Here is a 23,771-nt window from a genome sequence, read left to right as displayed (position 1 = left end):
CCTTTTAAATTGACATCCATTTAGACGTCTATATGTCTAGATATTGAATTGCGAACAATTTAAAGTCAACCGACTTCACGTGAATTTTCTTCATGATCATCATCTACGTCTCTCATGCTTACGCCATTATCGTTAAAAGATAGCGGATACCCGTTTTCAGGAGACGAAAAAGCGGAGACTCCGCTCCGCTTTCTACTGTAAGGATGTGATTATTTCAGCAAGGATGCGATGCGATTCAAGTCAGAGAGCAGCGCCCCTGCGGTGACATCACGCCCGGCTCCGGGGCCGCGGATCACCAGTGGGTTTTCACGGTACCATTGGCTTTCAATCGCAAAGATATTATCGCAGGGCAAGAGGTTAGCCAGAGGGTGCTCTTCCGGCAATACCTCAATACCGACCCGCGCCTTGCCATCGCGGGACAATCTTGCAACGTAACGAAGCACGCCCTGTTCTTTTTTCGCGCGCGCCAGCCACTCTTCCAGTACGTCATCAAGCAGGGCACTTTGATCCAAAAACGCATCCAGCGACAGTGCCGACAAGGCTTCCGGCACCAGTGACTGTACCTGAACCTGTTCAGGCTCCAGATCCAGCCCTGACTCACGGGCCAGGATCACCAGTTTGCGCATCACATCTGCGCCACTTAGATCCTCACGCGGATCCGGTTCGGTTAACCCCTGTTGCCATGCCTGCTCTAATAGCTCACTGAATTTAACCTCGCCATTGAACTGCTGGAACAGCCAGGACAGTGTGCCGGAGAAAATACCGGAAATCGCGATGATTTGGTCGCCACTTTCCCGCAGGTCACGCACGGCATGGTTAACCGGCAATCCCGCCCCGACCGTCGCATTGTAGAGCCAGAAGCGACCGGTTTTGGCAAACGCATCCTGCACCTGATGGTACGACTCGCCGCTGGCAGAGCCCGCCACTTTATTGGCAGAAATCAGATGGTATCCGTGCTCGGCCAAATCCAGGTATTGCAGCGAAATCGGTGCACTGGCAGTGACGTCTAACACTACAATGTCATCGTAAGGGTGGTTCAGCAATGCCGCCAGCCACTCATTGCCCTCATAAGGTGTTGCCACCTCATCAAAGCGGGACATCACGGTGTCAGCGTCGATGCCATCAAAATCAACCCACTGGTTATCACGGTCCAGTACCGAAATCAGCTCAAAGTTCATGCCATGGCGCTTTTCCAGTGCCGCCTTCTGTTCAGCAAACAGGCTGAGCCAGCGGCTGCCAATATTGCCCTTGCCAAGCAAAACCAAGCCAATACGGCGCTGTGCCTGAAACAGGGCCCGGTGAATATCAGACACCAGTGCCGCAGTGTTGGTCTTACGCAAAATAGCGGCGATGCTGAGACCACTGGCTGATTCAGAAATAAATTCAATCGGCTGGCTACGAAGCTGCTGATAAAAACCATGGCAATGGACCGGGTTTGCTGTCACCCCTGCACCGACAGCCGCCACCATACTGTAGCCTTCGCGCAGGCGGATATCGGCGGGAATACCGGCATCCTGCAACTGCTCCAGCACGCTGTTTACCACTTCGGCAGTGTACGCCAGTTGAATGCGGTGTTGGTCTGCACTGAAACAGGCTGCCAGAGGCTGGGTTTGGTGACGGGCCAGTAAGCGTTCAATGTCACGTTGCGCGGCCATAAAATCGTGAGCGCGTGGCACATCCAGTTGTAGCAGACACACATCGCCGAGCGATGTAATGATTTTGGCGCCGCGGCCTGATGCCAGCACGCGTTCAATACGGGTAGAGCCAGATTCCGGCTCGTAACTGCAACGCAGGTTCAAATCAATGCTGCTTTGTGCCACCGGTTGCAAGGTGCGGGTGTGCAAAACCGGCGCAGCCAGACGCGCCAACTCTGCCGCTTCGTCAAGGCGCAGCAGCGGCAGCAAACAGGCATCACCGACAATGCGGGGGTCAGCGCTGTAGACACCGGCGACATCACTCCAGATAGTGACGCGGCTGACATCCGCCAGGGCACCAATGATGGTGGCAGAGTAATCAGAGCCATTTCGTCCCAGCAACACAGTTTCGCCGGCAGCGTTTTGTGCCATAAAGCCGGTGATCACGATACGGCGTTTGGTGTGCTGCGCCAACTGCGCCTTTAGCAGTGGCCAGGATCCTGCCCGGTCAACTTCCGGCTGTGCGGCACGCTCTGCACGCAAGAATGAGCGGGAGTCGAGCTTCACGGCGGGCATGCCAAGCTGGGTCAGCAGTGCCGATAACAGGCGCGCTGACCAGACTTCACCAAAGCCCTGCGCCCAGGCGCGCTGTGCGCTAGACAGCGGGTTTTCTGCCACTTGAGCCAGCACACTGAAATCTTCATACAGGGCGTCAACCAGCACCTGTTTTTGTTCGCCTTCGATCAGGTTTTCAATCAAATCCTGCTGATATTTACGCAGGCTATGCAATGCATCATGGGCCAGACGGCCGTCTTTGCCTAATAATGTCAACCATTCAATCAACCGGTTGGTGGTTTTGCCTGCGGCTGACACCACGATGATATCGGTCTCACCACTGTATTGCGTCAGGATACGGGCAACGCGGCGAAAGCACTCTGGATCGGCAAGGCTGCTGCCACCAAACTTGTGTAACTGACGGGTCTGCGACTGCTGAGGGGATACGACTTCAACCGCGCTCATTGCTGGTTCTCTCTTACTTTATCGAATGCTTGTTTCAGGTCGGCGACGAGGTCGGCCTTGTCTTCCAGGCCTACTGACAACCGGAGCAAGGTAGCAGCAAGCCCCGCTTCTGCCTGTGCGTCGTCCGACATGGCCCGGTGCGTCATCGAGCCGGGGTGGGTTACCAGACTCTCTACACCGCCCAATGATTCAGCCAAAGTGAACAGCTTAAGTGACGAAAGAAAAAGTTTCAGCTCACTTTCGCCACCTTTAAGCTCAAAGCTCAACATTCCGCCAAAACCTGATTGTTGTTTCTTCGCAATCTCATGTCCCGGGTGAGTGGACAGCGCCGGATGATAGATGGTATTCACCAGAGATTCCTGTTTCAGGTATGCCAGCACGGCTGCGCTATTTTCTTCATGCTGGCGCATACGAGCGCCCAACGTACGAAGGCCACGCAACGTCATATAGCTGTCGAAGGCATTGCCGGTCGCCCCGATACAGTTTCCCCACCACTTCAGCTCTTCATACAGCCCGGCATCTTTGGCGACGACCACGCCGCCTACCGTGTCGGAATGGCCATTGATAAATTTGGTGGTTGAGTGCACAACAAAATCTGCCCCCAGGTTCAGGGGCTGTTGCAGCACCGGTGACAGGAAGGTATTGTCTACCCCCACCCACGCCCCCACGCTACGCGCTTGCTCACAGATTGCGGCGATATCGACTACCCGGAGTAACGGATTGGATGGGGTTTCCAGCCATACCAGCTTTGGCTGCTTCGCCAATGCTACCGCCAACGCTTCGGGGTTGGTCTGATCAACAAATTCGACCTTGAATGCCCCCATCCGGGCACGGGAATCAAACAGCCGGTATGTACCGCCATAGCAATCGTGCGGCGCAATGATCAGATCATCCGGTGACAACAGGGAAAGCAGCAGATTGATGGCAGACATGCCGCAGTTAGTCACTACTGCGCCCGCACCATTCTCCAGTTCTGCCAATGCCGTTTCCAGCAGGGATCGTGTCGGGTTACCACCACGGGCGTAATCATAGGTTGGCACAGTGCCAAATTCCGGAAATTCGTAGTTGGTTGACAGATAAATTGGAGGCACAACAGCGTGGTGCTGTGAATCTGTGGTGATACCGGTGCGGACGGCAATGGTTGCGGACTTCTTGTCGCTCATGGCGTGCTTCCCTGTCTATGGATGATCGTATTCAGTGCAATCACAGATCAAAATGTGATCTGATGGGTATTTGGTCAACCTTAACCACTCAAGACTAAGACGTCAACACTTCTAGACGTCTATATGTCTTTACTTGTAGCGGTTAATATCGCTAAAATTTGGGTTTCATCCAACCTGGGTTGTGTTTTCCGGCGTTGGCAGCGATTTAGAACCTAAACTGCTAAAGAAGGTGAACAATGGCAGACTGGAATGGCGAATATATTAACCCTTACGCCGAGCATGGTAAAAAGAAAGAGCAGGTAAAGAAGATCACCGTTTCTATCCCGCTGAAAGTGCTTAAAATCCTGACTGACGAACGTACCCGTCGCCAGGTCAACAATCTGCGCCATGCCACCAACAGTGAACTGCTGTGTGAAGCATTTCTGCATGCCTATACCGGCCAGCCACTGCCAACGGATGATGATATTCGCAAGGATAAGAGCGATAGCGTACCGGCTGAAGCCAAGCGTATTATGAAAGAACTTGGCATCGAGTTTAACGAAGAAGAGTATTGATTTCGTTAGCGCTGCGACAGGATACAAACAAAAAACCAGCCGATTGATTGGCTGGTTTTTTTCATTGATGGTTGAAAACCCTTAGATTTCTTTGTCGGCCATGTAGTTTTCAGGCATATCAATACGCGCAACGCCTGAGTCTACCGCTGCCTGTGCTACCGCTTTGGCAACACGGGGCAGCAGGCGCGGATCCATCGGTTTTGGAATGATGTAATCCTTGCCAAATTCGAGTTTGTCGACACCCGCCGCTTTTAAGACGCTTTCCGGCACCGGCTCCTTGGCAAGGCTACGGATCGCTTCCACTGCCGCCAGTTTCATATCATCGTTGATTTGGCTGGCACGCACATCCAGCGCACCGCGGAAAATGAACGGGAAGCAAAGCACATTGTTGACCTGGTTCGGGTAATCAGAACGACCGGTACCCATGATAAGATCATCACGCACTTCATGAGCCAGCTCCGGTTTGATTTCCGGATCCGGGTTCGAACAGGCAAACACGATAGGCTTGTCTGCCATCAGCTTCAACGCTTCCGGCGGCAGCAGATCCGGGCCTGATACCCCCAGGAAAATGTCCGCGCCTTCAATCACGTCTTCCAGTGTGCGCTTGTCGGTATTGTTGGCAAACAACTGCTTGTATTCGTTGATGTCATCACGGCGGGTGTGAATCACACCCTTACGATCCAGCATGTAGATTTTCTCACGCTGTGCACCGCACTTGATAAGAAGCTCCATACACGCTACCGCTGCCGCACCGGCACCCAGGCAGATGATCATGGCTTCTTTGATGTCTTTGCCCTGAAGCTCCAGCGCATTAAGCATACCCGCCGCGGTCACAATCGCTGTGCCGTGCTGGTCGTCATGGAATACCGGCACATTACAGCGCTCAATCAACTGCTTTTCGATTTCAAAACAGTCCGGTGCTTTAATGTCTTCCAGGTTAATGCCACCAAAGGTGTCGGCGATATTAGCAACGGTGTCGACGAATTCTTCGATAGTGCGGTGTTTGACTTCAATATCGATAGAATCCAGACCTGCGAACCGCTTGAACAGCAGCGCTTTACCTTCCATCACTGGCTTGGATGCCAGCGGGCCAAGGTTGCCCAAGCCCAAAATCGCAGTGCCGTTTGAAATCACGGCCACCATGTTGCCTTTGGCGGTGTATTTATAAACGTTATCAGAATCTTGTGCGATTTCACGGACTGGCTCAGCCACGCCTGGGCTATAAGCCAGCGCCAAATCTTCTACGGTATCTGCAGGTTTGGTGAGTTCAACGGAAATTTTACCCGGCACCGGATACGCATGATAGTCCAGTGCCTGTTGGCGTTTGTCTTCAGACATGTATTGTTCCTGATTTCATTGTTATTGGCTAAAAGGGCTCTCTGCCTGACCCATTACCTTGCTGATGATGGTTCCCGCAAGCAGGGCCCCATATCAACAAGTGGCGGAATATGCGCATTCCCATGTTTCTGTATCTTGCCGATCTCCCTACACTGGCACTGATGTGTCCCTCTATTGAGTCTAGTGGACTCAAACAAAAGACACGTATCACCGTTTCGGGTCATTGAGCCGAAGACATAGAGAGTTAAAATGTTAACGCAGCGCGAATCACAGGACCAGCAAGGATTTATGCCTGATTATTTTCGCTTGGAAATACTGTCTCAGTCTACTTATACATCAATGATGTAAAAGGCCTTACAAGCGGTATCAGGAAACAAAAAAGGGTGCTTTCGCACCCTTCAGACTGCTGACAAAGCCCTGGCCATTTGGCTGGGGCTTTGATCTAATAAGGGATAAGCAAATCAATCATGGATGTGGTGACATGCTTAAAGACCCTGGCCCTCAGCAATATGAATTCGAGATGGTGACACTCGAACAGTTGGTTCCCAAAAACCATCTTGTTCGCAAAATCGATGCTGCCGTCGACTTTGAGTTTATCCGCGACGAAGTCGCCCATCTCTACTGCCACAACAATGGCCGTCCTGCGATAGACCCCGTTCGCCTGTTCAAAATCCTGCTCCTAGGCTTCCTCTTCGGTGTTAAAAGTGAACGCCAGCTCGTCAAAGACATCGAGGTCAATGTCGCTTACCGCTGGTTCCTTCGCATGTCACTCACTGAAAAGGTGATTGATGCGTCCACCTTGAGCCAGAATCGCCGCCGTCGCTTCAATGATACCGACGTGTTCGAACGCATCTTCATCCGTATCGTCGAACAGGCGATGAGCAAAGGTATGGTCGAGGGACGCGTCTTGTTTACCGACAGCACTCACCTGAAAGCCAATGCCAACAAGCGTAAATACCGTAACGAACTGGTGAAACAAAACGTCAGTGCTTATGCCGAGCTGTTAGATGAAGCGGTTGACGCTGACCGTGCAGCAGAAGGAAAACGCCCACTCAAACCGAAAGATGGTCACATTGAGAAAAACACCAAAGTCAGCACCACCGACCCAGACAGCGGGTTCATGACACGGGACCAAAAACCACAGGGCTTCTTCTACCTTGACCATCGCACCGTCGACGGCAAACACGGCATCATCCTCGACACCCATGTCACGCCAGGCAATGTGAATGACGCCCAACCGTATATCGCCCGTCTGGATACCACGTTAGCGCGCTTTACGCTCTCGCCTGTTGCCGCCGGGCTTGATGCCGGTTACTTCACCGCGACTATCTGCCATGAACTGGAGCAGCGCCAAATCCTGCCGGTGATGGGATACCGCCGGCCGCACCGTACGAAGAATCCTATCAAGAAAAAGCACTTTCATTACGACAAAGAGACGGACCGCTATCTCTGTCCTCAGGGACAGGAGCTGGTTTACAAGACCACCAACCGTCAGGCATACCGCGAGTATCACTCTGACCCACAGATATGCAAAACCTGTCCGCTGCGCGATGATTGCACCAAGAGCAAGAATCACAAACGGGTGATAACCCGGCACCTGTTCGAGAAATCGGTAGAGAATGCCAATGCCTTGAGGCTGACAGCCTGGGGAAAGAAAGTGTACCGACGACGGGCAGAGACGGTGGAGCGAAGCTTCGCAGATGCCAAACAACATCATGGCCATCGCTATGCGAGGTTCCGTGGTCTGTTGAAAGTACAAATCCAATGCTGGTTGGCGGCAGCAGCGCAAAACATCAAGAAGATAGCCTTACTGGAGGCTTATCTTCGAAAAATCGGGCTCAATACACGGCAAATAGTCCAGATAGTGACGCAATTTAGCGTCTATGGGCTAAAAGCAGCCTGAACATAACAATATGGAAAAATAGCGCGATCGCGGCCTTCGGCCGCTAACAAAAGAAAACCCCGCTTGAAAAAGCGGGGTTAGTCAGCAATCTGAAGGGTGCTTTCGCACCCTTTTTTCATTTGAATCGCACAATTATTTGCTAGCAAGAACACCGAAACGTTTCTTGAAGCGGTCAACACGACCACCGGTGTCAACTACACGCTGAGTGCCAGTGTAGAATGGGTGGCACTTGTCACATACGTCCAGGTTGATGTCTTTACCCAGAGTCGTTTTGAATTCAAAAGTGTTGCCGCAAGAACATTTTGCAGTTACTGCGGTGTATTCTGGATGGATACCAGCTTTCATAGGGATAACCTCTAATCTAAGGCCGTGTCGCTCTCCCGAGCCTATCGGGCACCACACGTCGTTAACAAACAGTTTGTAAGGCGCGAAATTCTAATCAAGGTGACCGTCGATCGCAACTTTTTTGTTCAATTCATTTTCACCCGTCATCACCGCGCGATGCCAAAGAAAATCACCGCCAGCCTTTGCGCCTGCCAACAGCATGGGTACACTGTCGCCAACCTTGTCTGATTGCCTAAGCGTTATCGCACCATGACCCCAACGATTGCCCAGGTGGCGCTGCCCGTTCCGCTATACAAAACCTTCGATTACCGCATTGCCGGTGAAAGGCCCGTCGTGGGAGGACGTGTGCGCGTGCCTTTCGGCAAGCAATATAAAGTGGGCGTCGTCACGGCATTGACTGACAGCTCAGACTTTCCTCTTGAGCAACTCAAGCCCATCAATGCCGTGCTGGACACCTCACCACTTTGGACGCCACCTTTATATAAGGTGTTGAACTGGGCAAGTGGCTACTACCAGTATCCACTCGGTGATGCACTGGCCACCGTGATGCCGGGTGCCCTGCGAAAAGGCAAACCCGCCGTCCGGGAGCGCGAAAGATACTGGCAACTGACAGACGCAGGGAAAACACAACCGCTGTCGTCGCTCTCCCGCGCCCCAAAACAAGCGCGCGTGCTGACCCTGCTTCGCCACGGCGCAATGGCACACAGCGATCTGCTGGAAGAAGACCTGACCGCCGCTGTCCTGAAAACAGTGGAGGAAAAAGGCTGGATTGAAACCACCAACGCCCAGCCTACCAAACCCTGGCAACCAGAGTATGCGGTAGTAGAAGAAAAACCCAAACTGAACAGTGAACAGGCCATGGCGGTCGCCACGATTAATGCCAATCCTGACTTTGCCTGTTACCTTATCGAAGGGGTGACAGGCTCTGGCAAAACCGAGGTATACCTAAACCTGCTGGAACCGGTGTTAACACGTGGCCAGCAGGCGATGATTCTGGTGCCAGAGATTGGCCTCACTCCACAGACCATCAACCGCTTTAAACGCCGCTTCAACGTGCCGGTCGTGGTGATGCATTCCGCACTGAATGACACTGAGCGTCTCAACGCCTGGCTTGCCGCACGCGACAATGAGGCAGCCATTATTATCGGCACCCGCTCAGCCCTGTTTACTCCCTGCAAGTCCCTCGGCATCATCATCGTTGATGAAGAACATGACGCGTCCTATAAACAGCAGGATTCCTTTCGCTATCACGCCCGCGATCTGGCGGTGATGCGTGGACATGAAGAAAACATTCCTGTAGTGCTGGGCTCTGCCACCCCCTGCCTTGAAAGCCTGCATAACGCCCAAACCGGGAAATACCATCACCTGATTTTATCGGTGCGGGCAGGGAATGCCCTGAAAACCCAGAATGGTGTATTGGACATCCGGGGCCTTTATCTGGAAGCCGGGCTGTCTGCCCCTTTGATTGCCGAGATGCGAAAGCATTTGTCGCAAGGCAATCAGGTGATGCTGTTTTTAAACCGCCGCGGTTACTCCCCAGCCATGATGTGCCATGAGTGCGGCTGGCTGGCAGAATGCCAGCGCTGTGATGCCTATTACACCCTGCACCAGAGCAGCCATGAGCTTCGCTGCCACCACTGTGGCTCACAGCGCCCCATCCCGCACCAATGTGGTCAATGTGGTTCAACACAACTTATCAGTGTCGGGGTGGGTACCGAGCAACTTGAAGCCCAGCTTGAAACCTTGTTTCCGGAATACAAAACCATCCGTATCGATCGCGACAATACCCGTCGGAAAGGATCATTGGAAGCCTATCTCAACGCGATTCACAACAAGGAATACCAAATCCTGATTGGCACCCAGATGCTAGCAAAAGGCCACCATTTTCCCGACGTTACCCTGGTGGCTCTGGTGGACGTCGACAGTGCGCTGTTCAGCAACGATTTCAGAGCGCCGGAACGGCTGGCGCAGCTTTTTGTCCAAGTTGCCGGCCGCGCAGGACGCGCCAGCAAACCCGGGTACGTGCTGTTGCAAACCCACCACCCTGAGCACGTTTTGCTACAATCACTGGTTCGCAAGGGGTATGGCAGTTTTGCTGCTGATGCACTCAACGATCGGAAAATGGCCCACTTGCCACCGTTCAGTTACTTCGCTTTGCTCCGGGCCGAAGCCCACCACAGTGGTGAGATCGAACAATTCCTGCACCAGGCACGGACCGTGCTTGAGGCCACGCCGATCCCTGATGATGAATGTGCCGTTATGGGCCCGGCACCGGCACCGCTTCACCGCCGAGCAGGACGGTTCCGCTGGCAATTGGTTTTCCAGGCACCTAGCCGCCGGATTCTACAGCAAAGATTATCAATGGCTCTGCCCGCAATCCGGCAACTTCCCCTGGCGAAAAAAATCCGCTGGTCACTCGACATTGAACCGCAAGACATGAGCTGACTGCAATTTCATTCACTTAAACCGACCGAGATCACGATATTCTTGTAATTACTGTTAACATGACCGTGTTTAATACATCGTCATCGGATTAATATAGGCACGTGGACAAAAATTGTCCCGTTGCTGAAGGTCCCGGTCGCGTCTGGGAAGCATCGCCAATCATAACGAGAAAGAGGAATGACACTATGGCGACAATGAAGGATGTTGCCCATCTGGCCGGCGTCTCAACCGCGACGGTATCCCGCGCACTGATGAATCCGGAAAAAGTCTCGGCATCTACACGCAAAAAAGTTGAGCAAGCGGTTATGGAAGCGGGCTACAGCCCCAACTCGCTGGCAAGAAACTTACGTCGTAATGAATCAAAAACCATCGTCGCTATTGTGCCTGATATCTGCGATCCCTATTTCACAGAAATCATTCGCGGTATCGAAGAAGCAGCAATGGAAAACGGGTACCTTGTACTGCTGGGTGACAGTGGGCAACAGGAAAGCCGTGAAAGTTCTTTTGTGAGCCTGGTTTTCACCAAGCAAGCTGACGGCATGCTCCTTTTAGGTACTGATCTCCCTTTTGACGTCAGCAAACCCGAACAAAAGAACCTGCCCCCTTTGGTCATGGCCTGTGAATATGCCCCCGAACTGGAACTGCCAACCGTTCACATTGATAACCTGACCGCGGCATTTGAAGCCGTGAACTATCTGGCCCAAGTTGGCCATAAGCAGATTGCACAGATCACCGGAAACCCAGATGCCGCATTAACCCAATTCCGTATACAGGGCTACCAGCAAGCACTGCGCCGCGGCGGAATAACCATTAACCCGGCATATACTGTGACTGGCGACTTTACTTTCGCTGCCGGCGCCCGCGCCATGACCACCCTGCTGTCGCTGCCGACCCCACCAACCGCCGTGTTTTGTCACTCCGATGTAATGGCAATTGGCGCCATGCAGCAGGCAAAACGGCTGGGTTTTCGCGTGCCGCATGACATTTCCATCGTTGGCTTTGACGATATCCAGTTTGCCGAGTATTGCGACCCGGCACTGACCACAGTGTCCCAACCACGCTATGACATTGGCCGTCAGGCAATGCTAATGCTGTTGAAGATCCTGAAAGGCAGTGATGTGCAAGCCGGTTCACGCCTGCTTGACACACAACTGGTGATCCGCGAGAGTGTGGCCCCCCCTTCACGCTAATCAAGCCTGACAGGTACTGGCGTGTGTCTTCGCAAGCCAGTACCATATAGCCTTCATTGAGCAGAAAAGATACCAGAATCAGTGGCAACCAGAGATTACGTCAAACGTGGCAAAGCGCCACGGAAACCGACCCGAAATACCAAAAAACAACCACCCAAGCCGGTATTCCCGTTGAAATGGGCGTTCGTCGCGCTGTTTCTGGTCGTGGGCTTTGGTTATGGTCTCTACTACCTCTCTACCAGCGAGCCACCTGCCCAACCCGTCGTGGAAACCCGGCCGGCAACCAAACCCCAGCCAAAAGACGGAGAAGTGATACCACCGAAACCTGAGGAAAAGTGGAGCTACATCGAAGAGCTGGAAAACAAGGAAGTGAAGGTAGAAGCCAATGAACCTGAACAGCCCAGCCGCCCATACCTTATGCAATGCGGCGCCTACCGCAGTGCCAGTCAGGCTGACGAGCGTAAAGCCTTAATTGCCTTTCAGGGCCTGCAAAGCCACATTAAAACCAGTCAAGGTGAAAAAGGGCTATGGTACCGTGTGGTGTTGGGGCCTTATCCCATGAAACGGGATGCTGAGCGAGACCGCAATCTGCTGCGCCGTGCGGGGATTGAACCTTGCGCTATCTGGTACTGGGACTGATGATTTTGACACTGAACTGATTTTGAACACTTGAAGGGCAACGCGATGCTTTGCCCTTGAATTTATTGTCTCTCGTCCCCACCTTTGCTGTAACAACCCATACTGGTAATAACCAGAAAGAAAAGTAGAGGTTCTTCCGTGACAACTATCGTTTCTGTTCGCCGCAACGGCAAAGTAGTGATCGCCGGCGATGGCCAGGTGTCACTGGGTAATACCATCATGAAAGGCAATGCCCGTAAAGTCCGCCGTCTGTATAACAACAAGGTACTGGCAGGCTTTGCCGGTGGCACAGCAGACGCGTTCACACTGTTCGAGCGTTTTGAACGCAAACTGGAAATGCATCAGGGTCACCTGACAAAAGCAGCAGTTGAACTTGCCAAAGACTGGCGGACTGACCGCGCACTGCGCCGCTTGGAAGCCTTGCTGGCGGTCGCCGATGAAACCGCCTCACTGATCATCACAGGTAACGGTGACGTGGTACAGCCGGAACACGACCTGATTGCCATCGGCTCTGGTGGTAACTTTGCCCAGGCGGCAGCAATCGCACTGCTTGAAAATACCGAATTGGATGCCCGGGAGATTGCTGAAAAATCCCTGACCATTGCTGGTGACATCTGTGTCTTCACCAACCAGCACCACACCATTGAAGAACTCGATTATTAAAGCAGGATCCAGCATGTCTGAAATGACCCCACGCGAAATCGTATCCGAACTGGACCGACACATTATCGGTCAAAACAAAGCCAAACGCGCGGTGGCGATTGCACTGCGTAACCGCTGGCGCCGTATGCAGCTCAATGAAGAGCTGCGTGCAGAAGTCACCCCGAAAAACATTCTGATGATTGGACCTACCGGTGTGGGTAAAACCGAAATTGCCCGCCGCCTGGCCAAGCTGGCGAATGCGCCATTTATCAAAGTCGAAGCCACCAAATTCACCGAAGTCGGCTATGTCGGTAAAGAAGTGGAAAGCATCATCCGCGATCTGACAGACGTGGCGATTAAAATGACCCACCAGCAGGCGATGGAAAAAGTGAAATTCCGCGCTGAAGAGCTGGCAGAAGAGCGTATTCTGGATGTTCTGCTGCCGCCGCCACGTGATGCCTGGGGCCAGTCTGATGAGCCCAAAGCTGACTCTGCGACCCGCCAGAGCTTCCGTAAGAAAATCCGTGAAGGCAAACTCGACGATAAAGAAATCGAGATTAACCTGGCGGCACCACAAATGAGCATGGAGATCATGGCACCGCCTGGCATGGAAGAAATGACCAGCCAGCTGCAGAGCATGTTCCAGAATCTCGGTGGTGGCACCACATCGAAAAAGCGCAAAATGAAGCTGAAAGATGCCCTGAAAGCAGCCACTGAAGAAGAAGCGGCCAAGCTCGTCAACCACGAAGAGCTGAAAGAGCAAGCCATTGCTGCGGTGGAAAACAACGGCATCGTGTTCATCGATGAAATCGACAAAATCTGTAAACGTGGTGAAAGCTCAGGCCCGGATGTGTCACGTGAAGGTGTACAACGCGACCTGTTGCCGCTGGTCGAAGGCAGCACAGTGTCTACCAAGCACGGTATGGTAAAAACCGACCATATCCTGTTTATCGCCTCGGGTGCATTCCAGGTGGCGTCACCATCAGATCTGATCCCTGAATTGCAGGGCCGTCTGCCAATCCGCGTTGAACTGGAAGCCCTGTCTGCGTCTGACTTCAAACGTATCCTGACCGAGCCGAATGCGTCACTGACCGAGCAATACATAGCGCTGATGGGCACCGAAAATGTCAACCTGACCTTTACCGAAGACGGTATTGAAGAGATTGCCAATGCTGCCTGGCGTGTGAATGAGAAAACCGAAAACATCGGTGCCCGACGTCTGCACACCGTGATGGAGCGTCTGGTTGATGAAATTTCTTTCAGCGCCAGCGAACGCGGTGGTGAGTCTTTCGAAATCGACGCCGAGTATGTACGCAATTGTCTGGAAGAGTTGGTTGACGACGAAGATCTGAGCCGCTTTATCCTGTAAACTTCCGGCAAAAATCTCACCGAGGGCAGTGCATCGCTGCCCTTTCTTATGGCAGATATTTCCCAGTGTGGGGATTGTTATTGCCCCCCACCGAAAAAACACCAATAATGCTCTCTGCGTTAACTCATTCAATGCCAAGGCTATGTCCTCATCTACTCTCAAAACCTGGCTCGATGCCGCACGTCCCAAAACCTTGCCACTGGCCATTGCCTGTATTTTGTGTGGCAGTGCCGTTGCAGCGCAAACTGCACAGTTTTCCTTTACCCTGACGGCATTGGCCCTAGTAACAGCACTCTTGCTGCAAATCCTGTCCAACCTTGCCAATGACTACGGTGACGCACTAAAAGGCACCGATAACGAAGTCCGGCTTGGTCCCAAACGCGCCATCCAACAAGGCCTGATCACACCGCAGACCATGGAAAAAGCTATGGCTGTCAATGTGATACTGACCGTCACTGTTGGGGCGACCCTGATATTAACCGCTTTCGACAACGCCACTGATATCCTGAGCTTTGTTGGCCTTGGCGCCTTGGCCATCGTAGCCGCCATCTGTTACACCGTGGGCAACAAACCCTATGGCTATAAAGGGCTTGGCGATCTATCAGTATTGATTTTTTTTGGCTGGCTGGGTGTGGCCGGCACCTACTATTTACAGGCAGGAACGCTGAATACTATCGTCTTGTTGCCGGCCACCGCATGCGGCCTGCTGGCCGTCGGTGTGCTGAACATTAATAACCTGCGTGATATCGACAATGACCGAACCTGTGGCAAACATACCCTGGTGGTACGCATGGGGCCGAAATGGGGGCGCACCTATCACCAGATTTTGCTTGCAACTGCCTTTATCTGCTTCGCCCTGTTTGCCCTGATACAACCTGTAGGATGGCAAGGCTGGCTGTTTATATTGGTCCTGCCACTGGCCATCAAACATGGTTATGCCGTCATGACATCGCCGGATGGAGAGAGCCTGCGTCCGATGATGGGAGACATGGTACAGGTCGCGCTGCTGACCAACGCATTATTTGCAGCAGGCATCCTACTACATTAATACACGGGATTGGCGGCCAGAGGATTTGTGCCGTCAGTCATTGCAAACCCCCGGCTTGTCGTATACTTTTTTGCTTAGGGTGGCGCAAGGCTTGAGCCAGCGCCACAACGATTCGGCCACTAATTGCCAAAGAGAAGTCTGATTATGGAATACAATACCTCTGAACTGTGTGACATGTACCTGGATCAGGTTGATGTTCTTGAGCCTATGATGAGCTCCTACGGCGGTCGTAGCTCGTTCGGCGGTCAGGTGACGACCATCAAATGCTTTGAAGACAATGGACTGATTCGTGAAGTGGCCGAACAGGATGGGCAAGGCCGGGTGATGCTGGTCGACGGCGGTGGATCGCTGCGCCGTGCACTGATTGATGCTGACATTGCCACACTGGCAGCTGAGAACAATTGGGAAGGCATCGTGGTGTACGGTTGTGTGCGCGATGTTGATGCCATTGACGAACTGGATATCGGTATCCAGGCATTGGCATCGATTCCTGTCGGTGCAGACACTCAGGGCATGGGTGAGGTAGATGTGCCAGTCAATTTTGGTGGGGTAACATTCCTGCCAGAAGATCACTTGTATGCCGATACCACGGGCGTTATCCTGTCGCCGGAACCGATTGATATCGAATAATCCTGCGTCAAACGCAGAGAGAAAAACAGAGCCAATTGGCTCTGTTTTTGTTTGGGCTTACTCGACTTCTTCAATCTTACCGAGCAGGTTGCGAATGCGTTGTTGCCATGCTTCCTGATCAGCCTTCAGCCGCGCATTTTCCTGCTCTAATGCTTCACGGCTTTCACGGATAGCCTCCGCTTCACGGCCCAATGTTTCGTTTTTCTCTTTCAGTTCTTCGATTTCCATTTGCAGCAACGAAATTGTGTCTACTGCCATCTGAACTTTGGCTTCAAGCTGCTCTAAAATTTCCAATGACATCAAGGCCACCTATGTGTTCCAACTTATAAGCGCATTGCGCAATTTTCTCGCCAAGGCTTGCCATCTCTGGCTTCTGCCCTTGAGCGCCCCAGCAGCTATTCTAACTGTGCCTGACCAATGTCGCACCTTTGGATTTCCTATTTCAGTCACAAGCGAACAAAAAAGCATCAAACCCAACGCTCCCTCAGAGACCTTATTGAAGGAGACTTTGCCTCAATACGCACCAATACGACTAAAAATGCAGTATTAAGAAATATCTATTCAATATCACCGTAATAAGTTGGCAAAAGTCGTATCTTCCTTGGAGTATTCCAAGACTTGCCAAATTCAGCCGGGCTGACAGTGAACAACCCGCCTTTTCTTTTGGGTTTTTACCCCTTTCTCAACATCAAGGATCAAATGCTCGAAATCACTCAAAAAAGAACAAATAATGAGCGAACGCACATTTTACTCCTTAATGGCTTTCCGAAAATGGTTTCACCGATAAAGTGGCGATACCACCCCCTGATTGCCTTGGCAAAGGTATCCTGTTACCTGATGTATCAGGGCAGATAACGCTAAGCTTTCAATAAACCGCAAGGAGAGCCCATGAGCACCGAGCCAACGTATATTGTCGCCCTGGATCAGGGAACCACCAGCTCACGCGCCGTGATCCTTGACCACGATGCCAATATTGTTACGGTCGCCCAACGCGAGTTTGCCCAGATCTATCCACAAACCGGCTGGGTAGAACACGATCCGCTGGAAATTTATGCCACCCAGACTGCAACGCTGGTAGAAGCCATGGGGAAAGCCGGCATTCGCTCTGACGAAATTGCCGCTATCGGCATCACCAACCAACGTGAAACCACCATTGTCTGGAACCGCCATACCGGCAAACCCATTTACAATGCCATCGTCTGGCAATGCCGCCGTACCGCCCCAATTTGCGAACAGCTCAAATCCGATGGAATGGAAGATTACATCCGTGAGAACACAGGGCTAGTGGTCGACCCCTATTTCTCCGGCACCAAAATCAAATGGATTCTGGATCACGTCGACGGAGCCCATGAACTGGCACAACAAGGGGATCTGCTGTTCGGTACCGTCGATACCTGGTTGATTTGGAAAATGACCCAAGGACGCGTTCATGTCACTGATTACACCAACGCCAGCCGCACCATGCTGTTTAACATCAATACCCTTGAGTGGGACGAAACCCTGCTTAAAGCACTGGGTATTCCATCGTCGATGATGCCGGAAGTGAAATCATCATCAGAGGTTTACGGTAAGGCTAATCTGGGTGGCAAAGGCGGCACCCGGGTGCCGATCGCCGGAATTGCAGGCGATCAGCAAGCGGCACTGTTTGGCCAGATGTGCGTGGAAGCAGGGCAAGCCAAAAACACCTATGGCACCGGCTGCTTTTTGTTGATGAATACCGGCAAAGAGAAAGTCACCTCAAAAAATGGCCTGTTAACGACCCTTGCCTGCGGCCCAACGGGCGATGTTGTTTATGCGTTGGAAGGCGCTGTCTTTATGGGCGGCGCATCCATCCAATGGTTGCGCGACGAAATGAAGCTATTGACCGATGCCAAAGACTCAGAATACTTTGCCACCAAGGTTGACACCAGTAATGGGGTGTATGTGGTTCCGGCATTTACCGGGCTTGGCGCCCCGCACTGGGATCCGTATGCACGCGGCACCATCGTCGGTATTACCCGTGGTGTGAATGCCAACCATATAATCCGTGCCACCCTAGAAAGTATTGCCTACCAGTCACTGGATGTACTGACTGCCATGGAGGCCGACTCCGGGATCAGGCTCGATTTCCTCAAAGTCGATGGCGGAGCCGTGGCTAACAATTTCCTGATGCAGTTCCAGTCAGATGTGCTGAACACCGAAGTTCAACGACCAACCGTCACCGAAGTCACCGCGCTGGGCGCCGCCTATCTCGCGGGTCTTGCCGTTGGCTTTTGGGGTTCAATTGATGAGCTGAAAAACAAAGCACAAATTGACCGGGTTTTCACCCCGTGCGAAGACGACGGCAAACGCGAACGCCGTCACCGGGGTTGGCAACGCGCCATTGAATGTGCCAAAGGCTGGGAGCAACCTTAACCGCAAGTTACGCCTTTCTCCCTGAAAGGCGTAACTTGCCTTAAAAACGCAAACGTTTCCTTTTGCTTATGGTAGAATCCGCGCCGAGTTTTTTGTTGTCGGCGTCTTCCCCGGTAACACTCTCCCACATTCATGTATCAAGTTCTCTGGAGTTAGAATGAAACGCGATTTGGCGATGGCTTTTTCACGCGTCACAGAAGGCGCAGCACTGGCAGGTTACAAGTGGCTGGGCCGCGGTGATAAAAACGCAGCTGACGGTGCTGCGGTTGAGGTAATGCGCGTTTTACTGAACAACACCGAGATTGACGGTGAAATTGTGATTGGTGAAGGCGAAATCGATGAAGCGCCGATGCTCTACATTGGCGAAAAAGTGGGCTTAGGCGGCGATGCTGTCGATATAGCGGTTGATCCAATTGAGGGAACCCGCATGACTGCCATGGGCCAGTCCAACGCGCTGGCCGTACTGGCTGCCGGTGAGAAAGGCACGTTTCTTAAGGCCCCAGACATGTACATGGAGAAACTGGTGGTAGGCCCAGAAGCCAAAGGGGTTATCAATATCGAGCTGCCACTTCGCGACAACCTGATCAACATCGCCAAGGCGCTGGGCAAAACGCTCAACGAGCTGGTGGTAACTACGCTGGCAAAACCCCGCCATGAAGCAACCATCCGTGAAATGCAGCAGATGGGTATCAAGGTGTTTGCGATCCCTGACGGCGACGTGGCGGCCTCCATCCTGACCTGTATGCCAGACAGCGAAGTCGATGTGATGTATGGCATCGGCGGCGCACCGGAAGGGGTGGTATCTGCCGCCGTGATCCGTGCACTGGGTGGTGACATGAATGGCCGTCTGCTGCCCCGTCATGAAGTAAAAGAAGACAACGCTGAAAACCGCCGTCTGGGCGAGCAGGAAATCGCACGCTGCAAGGAAATGGGCATCGACACCCACGTGCGCCTGAAAATGGAAGACATGGCCAGCAGCGACAACGTGATTTTCTCCGCCACCGGCATCACCAAAGGCGATCTGCTGGAAGGCATTACCCGCAAAGGCAATATCGCCACCACCGAAACCTTGCTTGTCCGAGGGAAATGCCGCACTATCCGCCGCATTAAATCGACCCATTATCTGGATCGTAAAGACGATGCGGTGAAGGCAAATATCCTCTGATCCCACACCATAAAATGGGTAAAAGCACGTCCCGGCGTGCTTTTTTGTTCCCATATCTTTTTCATCGCCATTCCAGGACCTGTCTTCCCATGAACGCAGCAAAGCGTAAAAGGACGGTGCGAGTCACCATTAAATAAGTAAAGACATTGCTTTATTTAGCCACATCCACACATAATGACACATCTGGAACCGTGACAAAGACGCAATGAAAACAGTCGATAAAATCCTGCACAAGATAAAACGTGAAGGCGCGGTCAGCGCACGTGTGCTTGCGGACGAGATGGGCCTGACCACCATGGGGATCCGCCAACATTTGCAAACCATGGAAGATGAAGGCTTGGTGAATTTCAGCGATATTCGCGTCAAAGTCGGCCGTCCAACCCGTCATTGGTCACTGACCGCAGAAGGTCACCGCCGTTTTGCAGACAGCCATGGTGATCTGGCAGTCTCTGTGATTGATTCGGTAGAATCGTTGTTTGGCGAAGCGGGGCTCAAAAAAGTCATTGCCCAGCGCGAGGAAAAAACATTACAGCATTACCGTGATGCGATCAAAGATTGCCATAATTTGAAGGCTAAACTTGAAACCTTGGCGTATCTTAGAGAGAGTGAAGGTTATATGGCTGAGCTACAGGAAGTGGATAACGGCTTCCTGCTGATCGAAAATCACTGCCCTATCTGCCAGGCCGCCAAGCGCTGCCCGATGTTGTGTGAATCAGAGAAAAATATTTTCCATACCGTTTTAGGCGATAACTATCAGATCACGCGGGAAGAACACATTATCGAAGGACAACGCCGTTGCATTTACAGGGTTCAATCACGATAGTCACTGCACACACATTATGGATTGCATGAGGAGGATGTATGGCCACCTGGATCAAAGCGAAAGTTATTGAAAACCGTCGCTGGAATAAAGATCTGTTCAGCCTCGTCCTCGACGCCGACGTTGATCCCTTTATTGCCGGGCAATTCACCAAGCTTGGCTTGGAAATCGACGGAAAAATCATTCAACGCGCCTATTCTTTCGTCAATCCTCCCAACAGCAAATACCTCGAAATCTATGCGACCCGGGTTGCTGATGGTTTATTATCACCCCGACTGCATGCCCTGGAAGCCGGTGAAACGGCTCTTATCACCAAAGAGGCCAGTGGGTTTTTTACTCTTGATGAAATCCCGAAAGGCGAAGATCTGTGGATGCTGTCCACCGGCACGGCAATTGGTCCCTTCCTGTCGATTCTGCAGCAGGACGAGGTCTGGCAACGCTTTCGCAAAGTGGTACTGGTTCATGCTGTCCGTTTCTCCGCGGATCTGAGCTACCAGGCCGAAATTAACGGGCTAAAACAAAAACGCAGCGATCAAATCATCGTGCAACCTTTTGTCAGCCGGGAGCCTAAAGCTGGCGCACTTTCAGGACGCATAACCCATGCACTGGAAGACGGATTGTTGGAACGTGTGGTGGGACTCAAACTGACCGCAGAGAAAAGCCAGGTCATGCTGTGTGGTAACCCTCAGATGGTCAAGGATGTCCGTGCCATTTTGCTCAACAAAGGGCTGGAGAAAAACCTTCGTCGTAAACCCGGTAACATCACTACCGAGCAATATTGGTAACCTTTTGCGGGCCGGGCCTGTTGCCTCAAGAGGGAAAAGTGCACGGTTTTTCCCTCAACAAACAAAACACCAAACACTTTCACCGCAATTCTTATCATTGAGACTCCCAAATACCGTATGCCGTGTTTTAGGCCACAATCAAACAATTACCTGTATCAAAGCCAAAACACACCTCAGTGGCTAACATTCACCGTCTCATTATTGAGGCATTTACGCAATTGAGCGCTTGTTTTTTAACCGTATAGTCAAAGGCAAGTCATGCGCAGCCAGAGGAGTCATGCCATGAAAACCTTGCCTTCATTTGACGAATTAAAAACGTTAGCAGAGAGCGACCCACACGCGCTGGAAGCACTGCGGCTTGAAATGAGCGAAGCGATCATTGAGAGCGCCTGTAAGCACATGCAGCCACAACTGCGGGCACAGATGAGCCATATTAACCGGGTGATAGCATCGGGGAAAAACCCTCACCACGTTAACACACTGCTGATGAAAGAACTGATGCGCCAGTTTGATCGCTTCTCAACCGCAGTGAATAACCCTGCGGCGTTGACAGAGCGAAGCGCGACCGTCACCACATTGCACCCCAAACACAACCAGGCCACGGTTGCAATAGAAGGCTAACCCCATTATTGGCGGTAGTCTGCTACCGCCCCTTTTTGCCTTCCGCATTTACGCAGGCCTCTTCGCATCAACGCGCCACTTTAGCGTACCAACGCCTGTCCATATCCCGCACGTCTACGGTTAAACTCGCCACGTCTGATGCGTGTTGCTGCACCACATCCAGCAATGCATGGCTGAGACTGCGTTTCTGCTCTTCACTCCGCCCATCGAGCAACCACAGGGTAATGTGGATAAAGTTCTCCTGATCATCCTGCTCACCAATCAACCAGTCATGACAGGCATAAGCGCGGGACTTCACATCACTGGCGCCAAAAACACCACTGTCAATTGCCGTCTGGTGCAACCCCTCTAACAACTGGCCAATGCTAACCCGCTCTGAAACCGGGTCGCTGTACTCCATGACAATATGAGGCATAACTCACTCCTTGTTACGATAATGAGCCACTTTACCCCAGTATTTCGGACGATTGTTACTGATGAGAATAATATTCTCCCTTGATCACACCACGTTATCTGATTCACATGCGCAATAGTCAGAAAATTAATAACGGAATTTTGTTACTCAAAGGTTCACATTTGCGCGTAAAACAAGTACAAACGATGGCGTTTATGATTTTGGACAGGAAACGCTGGCAGCGGTGCTGCTATTGTTTCCGCAACTGAATATCGATAATTGGATTACGGAGGAATTCCCTATGCGCCGTCCATTGGTAATGGGTAACTGGAAACTTAACGGCAGTAAAGCCATGGTAACAGATCTGATCAAAGGCCTGGACGCACAACTGGCTGGCGTTGAAGGTGTAGACGTTGCTATCGCACCACCCGTGATGTACCTGGATTTGGCAGAGCAGCAGCTGGACAAGGCAGAGAGCAAAATCCTGTTGGGTTCTCAAAACGTTGACGTGAATGCAAGCGGCGCGTTCACCGGTGATATTTCTCCGGAGATGCTGAAAGACTTTGGTGCGACCCATATCATTATTGGTCACTCTGAGCGCCGTCAGTACCACGAAGAGTCTGACGAGTTTGTCGCCAAGAAATTTGCCTTCCTGAAAGCGCACGGTCTGGTGCCTGTACTGTGTATCGGTGAATCAGAAGCACAGAACGAAGCGGGCGAAACCGTGGCAGTGTGTGCACGCCAAATCGACGCCGTGATCAACACCCAGGGTGTTGAAGCACTGAACGGCGCAGTGATCGCATACGAGCCAATCTGGGCGATCGGCACAGGTAAAGCGGCAACAGCAGAAGACGCACAGCGTATCCACGCTGAAATCCGCGCGCACATTGCAGCGAAAAGCGAAGACGTGGCGAAGAACGTCATTATCCAGTATGGCGGTTCTGTTAAGCCTGAAAACGCAGCAGCCTACTTCGCACAGCCAGACATCGACGGTGCCCTGGTCGGTGGCGCAGCGCTGGATGCAGCGAGTTTTGCCGCGATTGCGAAAGCTGCCGCACAAGCAAAAGCGTAATTTTCCTCATACAAACAAAAGGAGAAGCCCCGTCTTCTCCTTTTTTGTTTCTGCTTTATCCGCCTATAGCCGCCCGCTATACTGCACTTTTCTATTTGGCGAGTCTGCCTCCATGTTTCATATTGCACTCCATGAACCCCAGATTGCCCCAAATACCGGCAACATTATTCGTCTTGCAGCGAACACGGGCTGTAAGCTTCACTTGATTGAACCCCTAGGCTTCGATTTCGAAGAGAAAAAACTGCGCCGGGCCGGACTCGACTACCATGACCTGACAAGTATTACCCGTTATCCGGATTACGAAACATTCTTGGACGCTATGGGTGATCGCCGTATCTTTGCCTGCACCACCAAAGGCAGCCGCCCACATTCGGATATCAACTATCAGGCAGGTGACGTATTCCTGTTCGGTTCAGAAACATCGGGATTACCAGACGACATACGGAATGCCTTTTCACCAGACCACCGGATCCGTGTCCCGATGTTACCCAATAACCGCAGCCTGAACCTGGCCAATTCGGTCTCTGTCGTTTGTTATGAGGCCTGGCGTCAGTTGGGATTCAAAGGGGGCTTATAAACAGCAAAAGCCGGTTATCGCCG

General features: G+C 52.2%; 22 protein-coding genes. 16 read left to right on the top strand and 6 right to left on the bottom strand.

From position 1 onward, the window contains the following. Nucleotides 1-209: 209 nt before the first annotated feature. Nucleotides 210-2,654 (bottom strand): bifunctional aspartate kinase/homoserine dehydrogenase II, encoded by a 2,445-nt coding sequence (locus tag AC6IB1_RS18165; RefSeq protein WP_497567784.1) that lies wholly within the window; start codon nucleotides 2,652-2,654, stop codon nucleotides 210-212. Next, nucleotides 2,651-3,817 carry an O-succinylhomoserine (thiol)-lyase gene (locus tag AC6IB1_RS18160; RefSeq protein WP_497567783.1) on the bottom strand — a complete coding sequence of 389 codons (1,167 nt, stop codon included), beginning with the start codon at nucleotides 3,815-3,817 and terminating at the stop codon, nucleotides 2,651-2,653. The genes AC6IB1_RS18165 and AC6IB1_RS18160 overlap by 4 nt, the downstream gene beginning before the upstream one ends. 236 nt (nucleotides 3,818-4,053) lie before the next feature. On the opposite strand from AC6IB1_RS18160, the gene metJ reads away from it, so the two are divergent. Beyond that, nucleotides 4,054-4,371: a met regulon transcriptional regulator MetJ gene (gene metJ / locus AC6IB1_RS18155; RefSeq protein ID WP_005501412.1), complete on the top strand. Its 318-nt coding sequence runs from the start codon at nucleotides 4,054-4,056 to the stop codon at nucleotides 4,369-4,371. Between the two features lie 81 nt (nucleotides 4,372-4,452). Here metJ and AC6IB1_RS18150 read toward each other — a convergent pair whose 3' ends face one another. Continuing rightward, the gene (locus tag AC6IB1_RS18150) at nucleotides 4,453-5,709 is read right to left on the bottom strand and encodes a malic enzyme-like NAD(P)-binding protein (RefSeq protein WP_497567782.1); all 1,257 of its coding nucleotides are present in this window, start codon (nucleotides 5,707-5,709) and stop codon (nucleotides 4,453-4,455) included. Nucleotides 5,710-6,190: 481 nt separating this feature from the next. On the opposite strand from AC6IB1_RS18150, the gene AC6IB1_RS18145 reads away from it, so the two are divergent. Beyond that, entirely contained in the window at nucleotides 6,191-7,612 is a 1,422-nt protein-coding gene (locus AC6IB1_RS18145; RefSeq protein WP_497567121.1) for an IS1182 family transposase, read from the top strand. A gap of 132 nt (nucleotides 7,613-7,744) precedes the next feature. Here the strand turns inward: AC6IB1_RS18145 and rpmE are convergent, their stop codons facing one another. Beyond that, on the bottom strand, nucleotides 7,745-7,957 hold the full coding sequence (gene rpmE, locus AC6IB1_RS18140; protein WP_005501414.1) for a 50S ribosomal protein L31: 213 nt from the start codon (nucleotides 7,955-7,957) through the stop codon (nucleotides 7,745-7,747). Nucleotides 7,958-8,206: 249 nt separating this feature from the next. On the opposite strand from rpmE, the gene priA reads away from it, so the two are divergent. The 7 genes from priA to rraA all read left to right on the top strand — a co-directional run bounded on the left by priA (nucleotide 8,207) and on the right by rraA (nucleotide 15,920). Further along, nucleotides 8,207-10,402, top strand: coding sequence for a primosomal protein N' (priA, locus tag AC6IB1_RS18135; RefSeq protein ID WP_497567781.1), 2,196 nt, complete (start codon nucleotides 8,207-8,209; stop codon nucleotides 10,400-10,402). 161 nt (nucleotides 10,403-10,563) lie between these two features. Further along, nucleotides 10,564-11,592 carry a DNA-binding transcriptional regulator CytR gene (gene cytR, locus AC6IB1_RS18130; protein ID WP_497569174.1) on the top strand — a complete coding sequence of 343 codons (1,029 nt, stop codon included), beginning with the start codon at nucleotides 10,564-10,566 and terminating at the stop codon, nucleotides 11,590-11,592. An 81-nt stretch (nucleotides 11,593-11,673) separates the two neighbouring features. After that, nucleotides 11,674-12,231: an SPOR domain-containing protein gene (locus AC6IB1_RS18125; protein ID WP_497567780.1), complete on the top strand. Its 558-nt coding sequence runs from the start codon at nucleotides 11,674-11,676 to the stop codon at nucleotides 12,229-12,231. Between the two features lie 138 nt (nucleotides 12,232-12,369). After that, nucleotides 12,370-12,894, top strand: a complete 525-nt coding sequence (gene hslV / locus AC6IB1_RS18120) for an ATP-dependent protease subunit HslV (RefSeq protein WP_497567779.1) — start codon at nucleotides 12,370-12,372, stop codon at nucleotides 12,892-12,894. 13 nt (nucleotides 12,895-12,907) lie between these two features. Further along, nucleotides 12,908-14,242 (top strand): ATP-dependent protease ATPase subunit HslU, encoded by a 1,335-nt coding sequence (hslU, locus tag AC6IB1_RS18115; protein ID WP_497567778.1) that lies wholly within the window; start codon nucleotides 12,908-12,910, stop codon nucleotides 14,240-14,242. A 142-nt stretch (nucleotides 14,243-14,384) separates the two neighbouring features. Then, nucleotides 14,385-15,290 (top strand): 1,4-dihydroxy-2-naphthoate polyprenyltransferase, encoded by a 906-nt coding sequence (locus tag AC6IB1_RS18110; RefSeq protein WP_497567777.1) that lies wholly within the window; start codon nucleotides 14,385-14,387, stop codon nucleotides 15,288-15,290. A gap of 144 nt (nucleotides 15,291-15,434) precedes the next feature. After that, nucleotides 15,435-15,920, top strand: coding sequence for a ribonuclease E activity regulator RraA (gene rraA, locus AC6IB1_RS18105; RefSeq protein WP_497567776.1), 486 nt, complete (start codon nucleotides 15,435-15,437; stop codon nucleotides 15,918-15,920). Nucleotides 15,921-15,977: 57 nt separating this feature from the next. On the opposite strand, the gene zapB is transcribed toward rraA, so the two are convergent. After that, on the bottom strand, nucleotides 15,978-16,220 hold the full coding sequence (gene zapB / locus AC6IB1_RS18100) for a cell division protein ZapB (protein ID WP_497567775.1): 243 nt from the start codon (nucleotides 16,218-16,220) through the stop codon (nucleotides 15,978-15,980). A gap of 588 nt (nucleotides 16,221-16,808) precedes the next feature. Between zapB and glpK the strand changes: the two genes are divergently transcribed. The 5 genes from glpK (at nucleotide 16,809) to AC6IB1_RS18075 (ending at nucleotide 21,705) form a co-directional block, all read left to right on the top strand. Continuing rightward, nucleotides 16,809-18,314 (top strand): glycerol kinase GlpK, encoded by a 1,506-nt coding sequence (glpK, locus tag AC6IB1_RS18095; protein ID WP_497567774.1) that lies wholly within the window; start codon nucleotides 16,809-16,811, stop codon nucleotides 18,312-18,314. A gap of 157 nt (nucleotides 18,315-18,471) precedes the next feature. Then, nucleotides 18,472-19,479, top strand: a complete 1,008-nt coding sequence (gene glpX / locus AC6IB1_RS18090) for a class II fructose-bisphosphatase (RefSeq protein WP_497567773.1) — start codon at nucleotides 18,472-18,474, stop codon at nucleotides 19,477-19,479. A 205-nt stretch (nucleotides 19,480-19,684) separates the two neighbouring features. Continuing rightward, nucleotides 19,685-20,302, top strand: coding sequence for a helix-turn-helix transcriptional regulator (locus tag AC6IB1_RS18085; protein WP_497567772.1), 618 nt, complete (start codon nucleotides 19,685-19,687; stop codon nucleotides 20,300-20,302). 38 nt (nucleotides 20,303-20,340) lie between these two features. Further along, the gene (locus tag AC6IB1_RS18080) at nucleotides 20,341-21,084 is read left to right on the top strand and encodes a ferredoxin--NADP reductase (protein WP_497567771.1); all 744 of its coding nucleotides are present in this window, start codon (nucleotides 20,341-20,343) and stop codon (nucleotides 21,082-21,084) included. A 282-nt stretch (nucleotides 21,085-21,366) separates the two neighbouring features. Then, nucleotides 21,367-21,705 carry a DUF3135 domain-containing protein gene (locus tag AC6IB1_RS18075; protein WP_497567770.1) on the top strand — a complete coding sequence of 113 codons (339 nt, stop codon included), beginning with the start codon at nucleotides 21,367-21,369 and terminating at the stop codon, nucleotides 21,703-21,705. A 67-nt stretch (nucleotides 21,706-21,772) separates the two neighbouring features. Here the strand turns inward: AC6IB1_RS18075 and AC6IB1_RS18070 are convergent, their stop codons facing one another. Continuing rightward, the gene (locus AC6IB1_RS18070; RefSeq protein ID WP_497567769.1) at nucleotides 21,773-22,120 is read right to left on the bottom strand and encodes a 5-carboxymethyl-2-hydroxymuconate Delta-isomerase; all 348 of its coding nucleotides are present in this window, start codon (nucleotides 22,118-22,120) and stop codon (nucleotides 21,773-21,775) included. A gap of 280 nt (nucleotides 22,121-22,400) precedes the next feature. Here AC6IB1_RS18070 and tpiA point away from each other — a divergent pair, with 280 nt between their 5' ends. Both tpiA and AC6IB1_RS18060 read left to right on the top strand, forming a co-directional pair. Continuing rightward, nucleotides 22,401-23,171 (top strand): triose-phosphate isomerase, encoded by a 771-nt coding sequence (gene tpiA / locus AC6IB1_RS18065; RefSeq protein WP_497567768.1) that lies wholly within the window; start codon nucleotides 22,401-22,403, stop codon nucleotides 23,169-23,171. A 112-nt stretch (nucleotides 23,172-23,283) separates the two neighbouring features. Then, nucleotides 23,284-23,748, top strand: a complete 465-nt coding sequence (locus AC6IB1_RS18060) for a tRNA (cytidine(34)-2'-O)-methyltransferase (RefSeq protein ID WP_497567767.1) — start codon at nucleotides 23,284-23,286, stop codon at nucleotides 23,746-23,748. Nucleotides 23,749-23,771 lie beyond the last annotated feature (23 nt).

The organism is Grimontia sp. THUN1695, assembly GCF_059704325.2.
The sequence above is the reverse complement of the archived record's forward strand: the minus strand, read 5'-3'. Positions and strand labels throughout refer to the sequence as shown.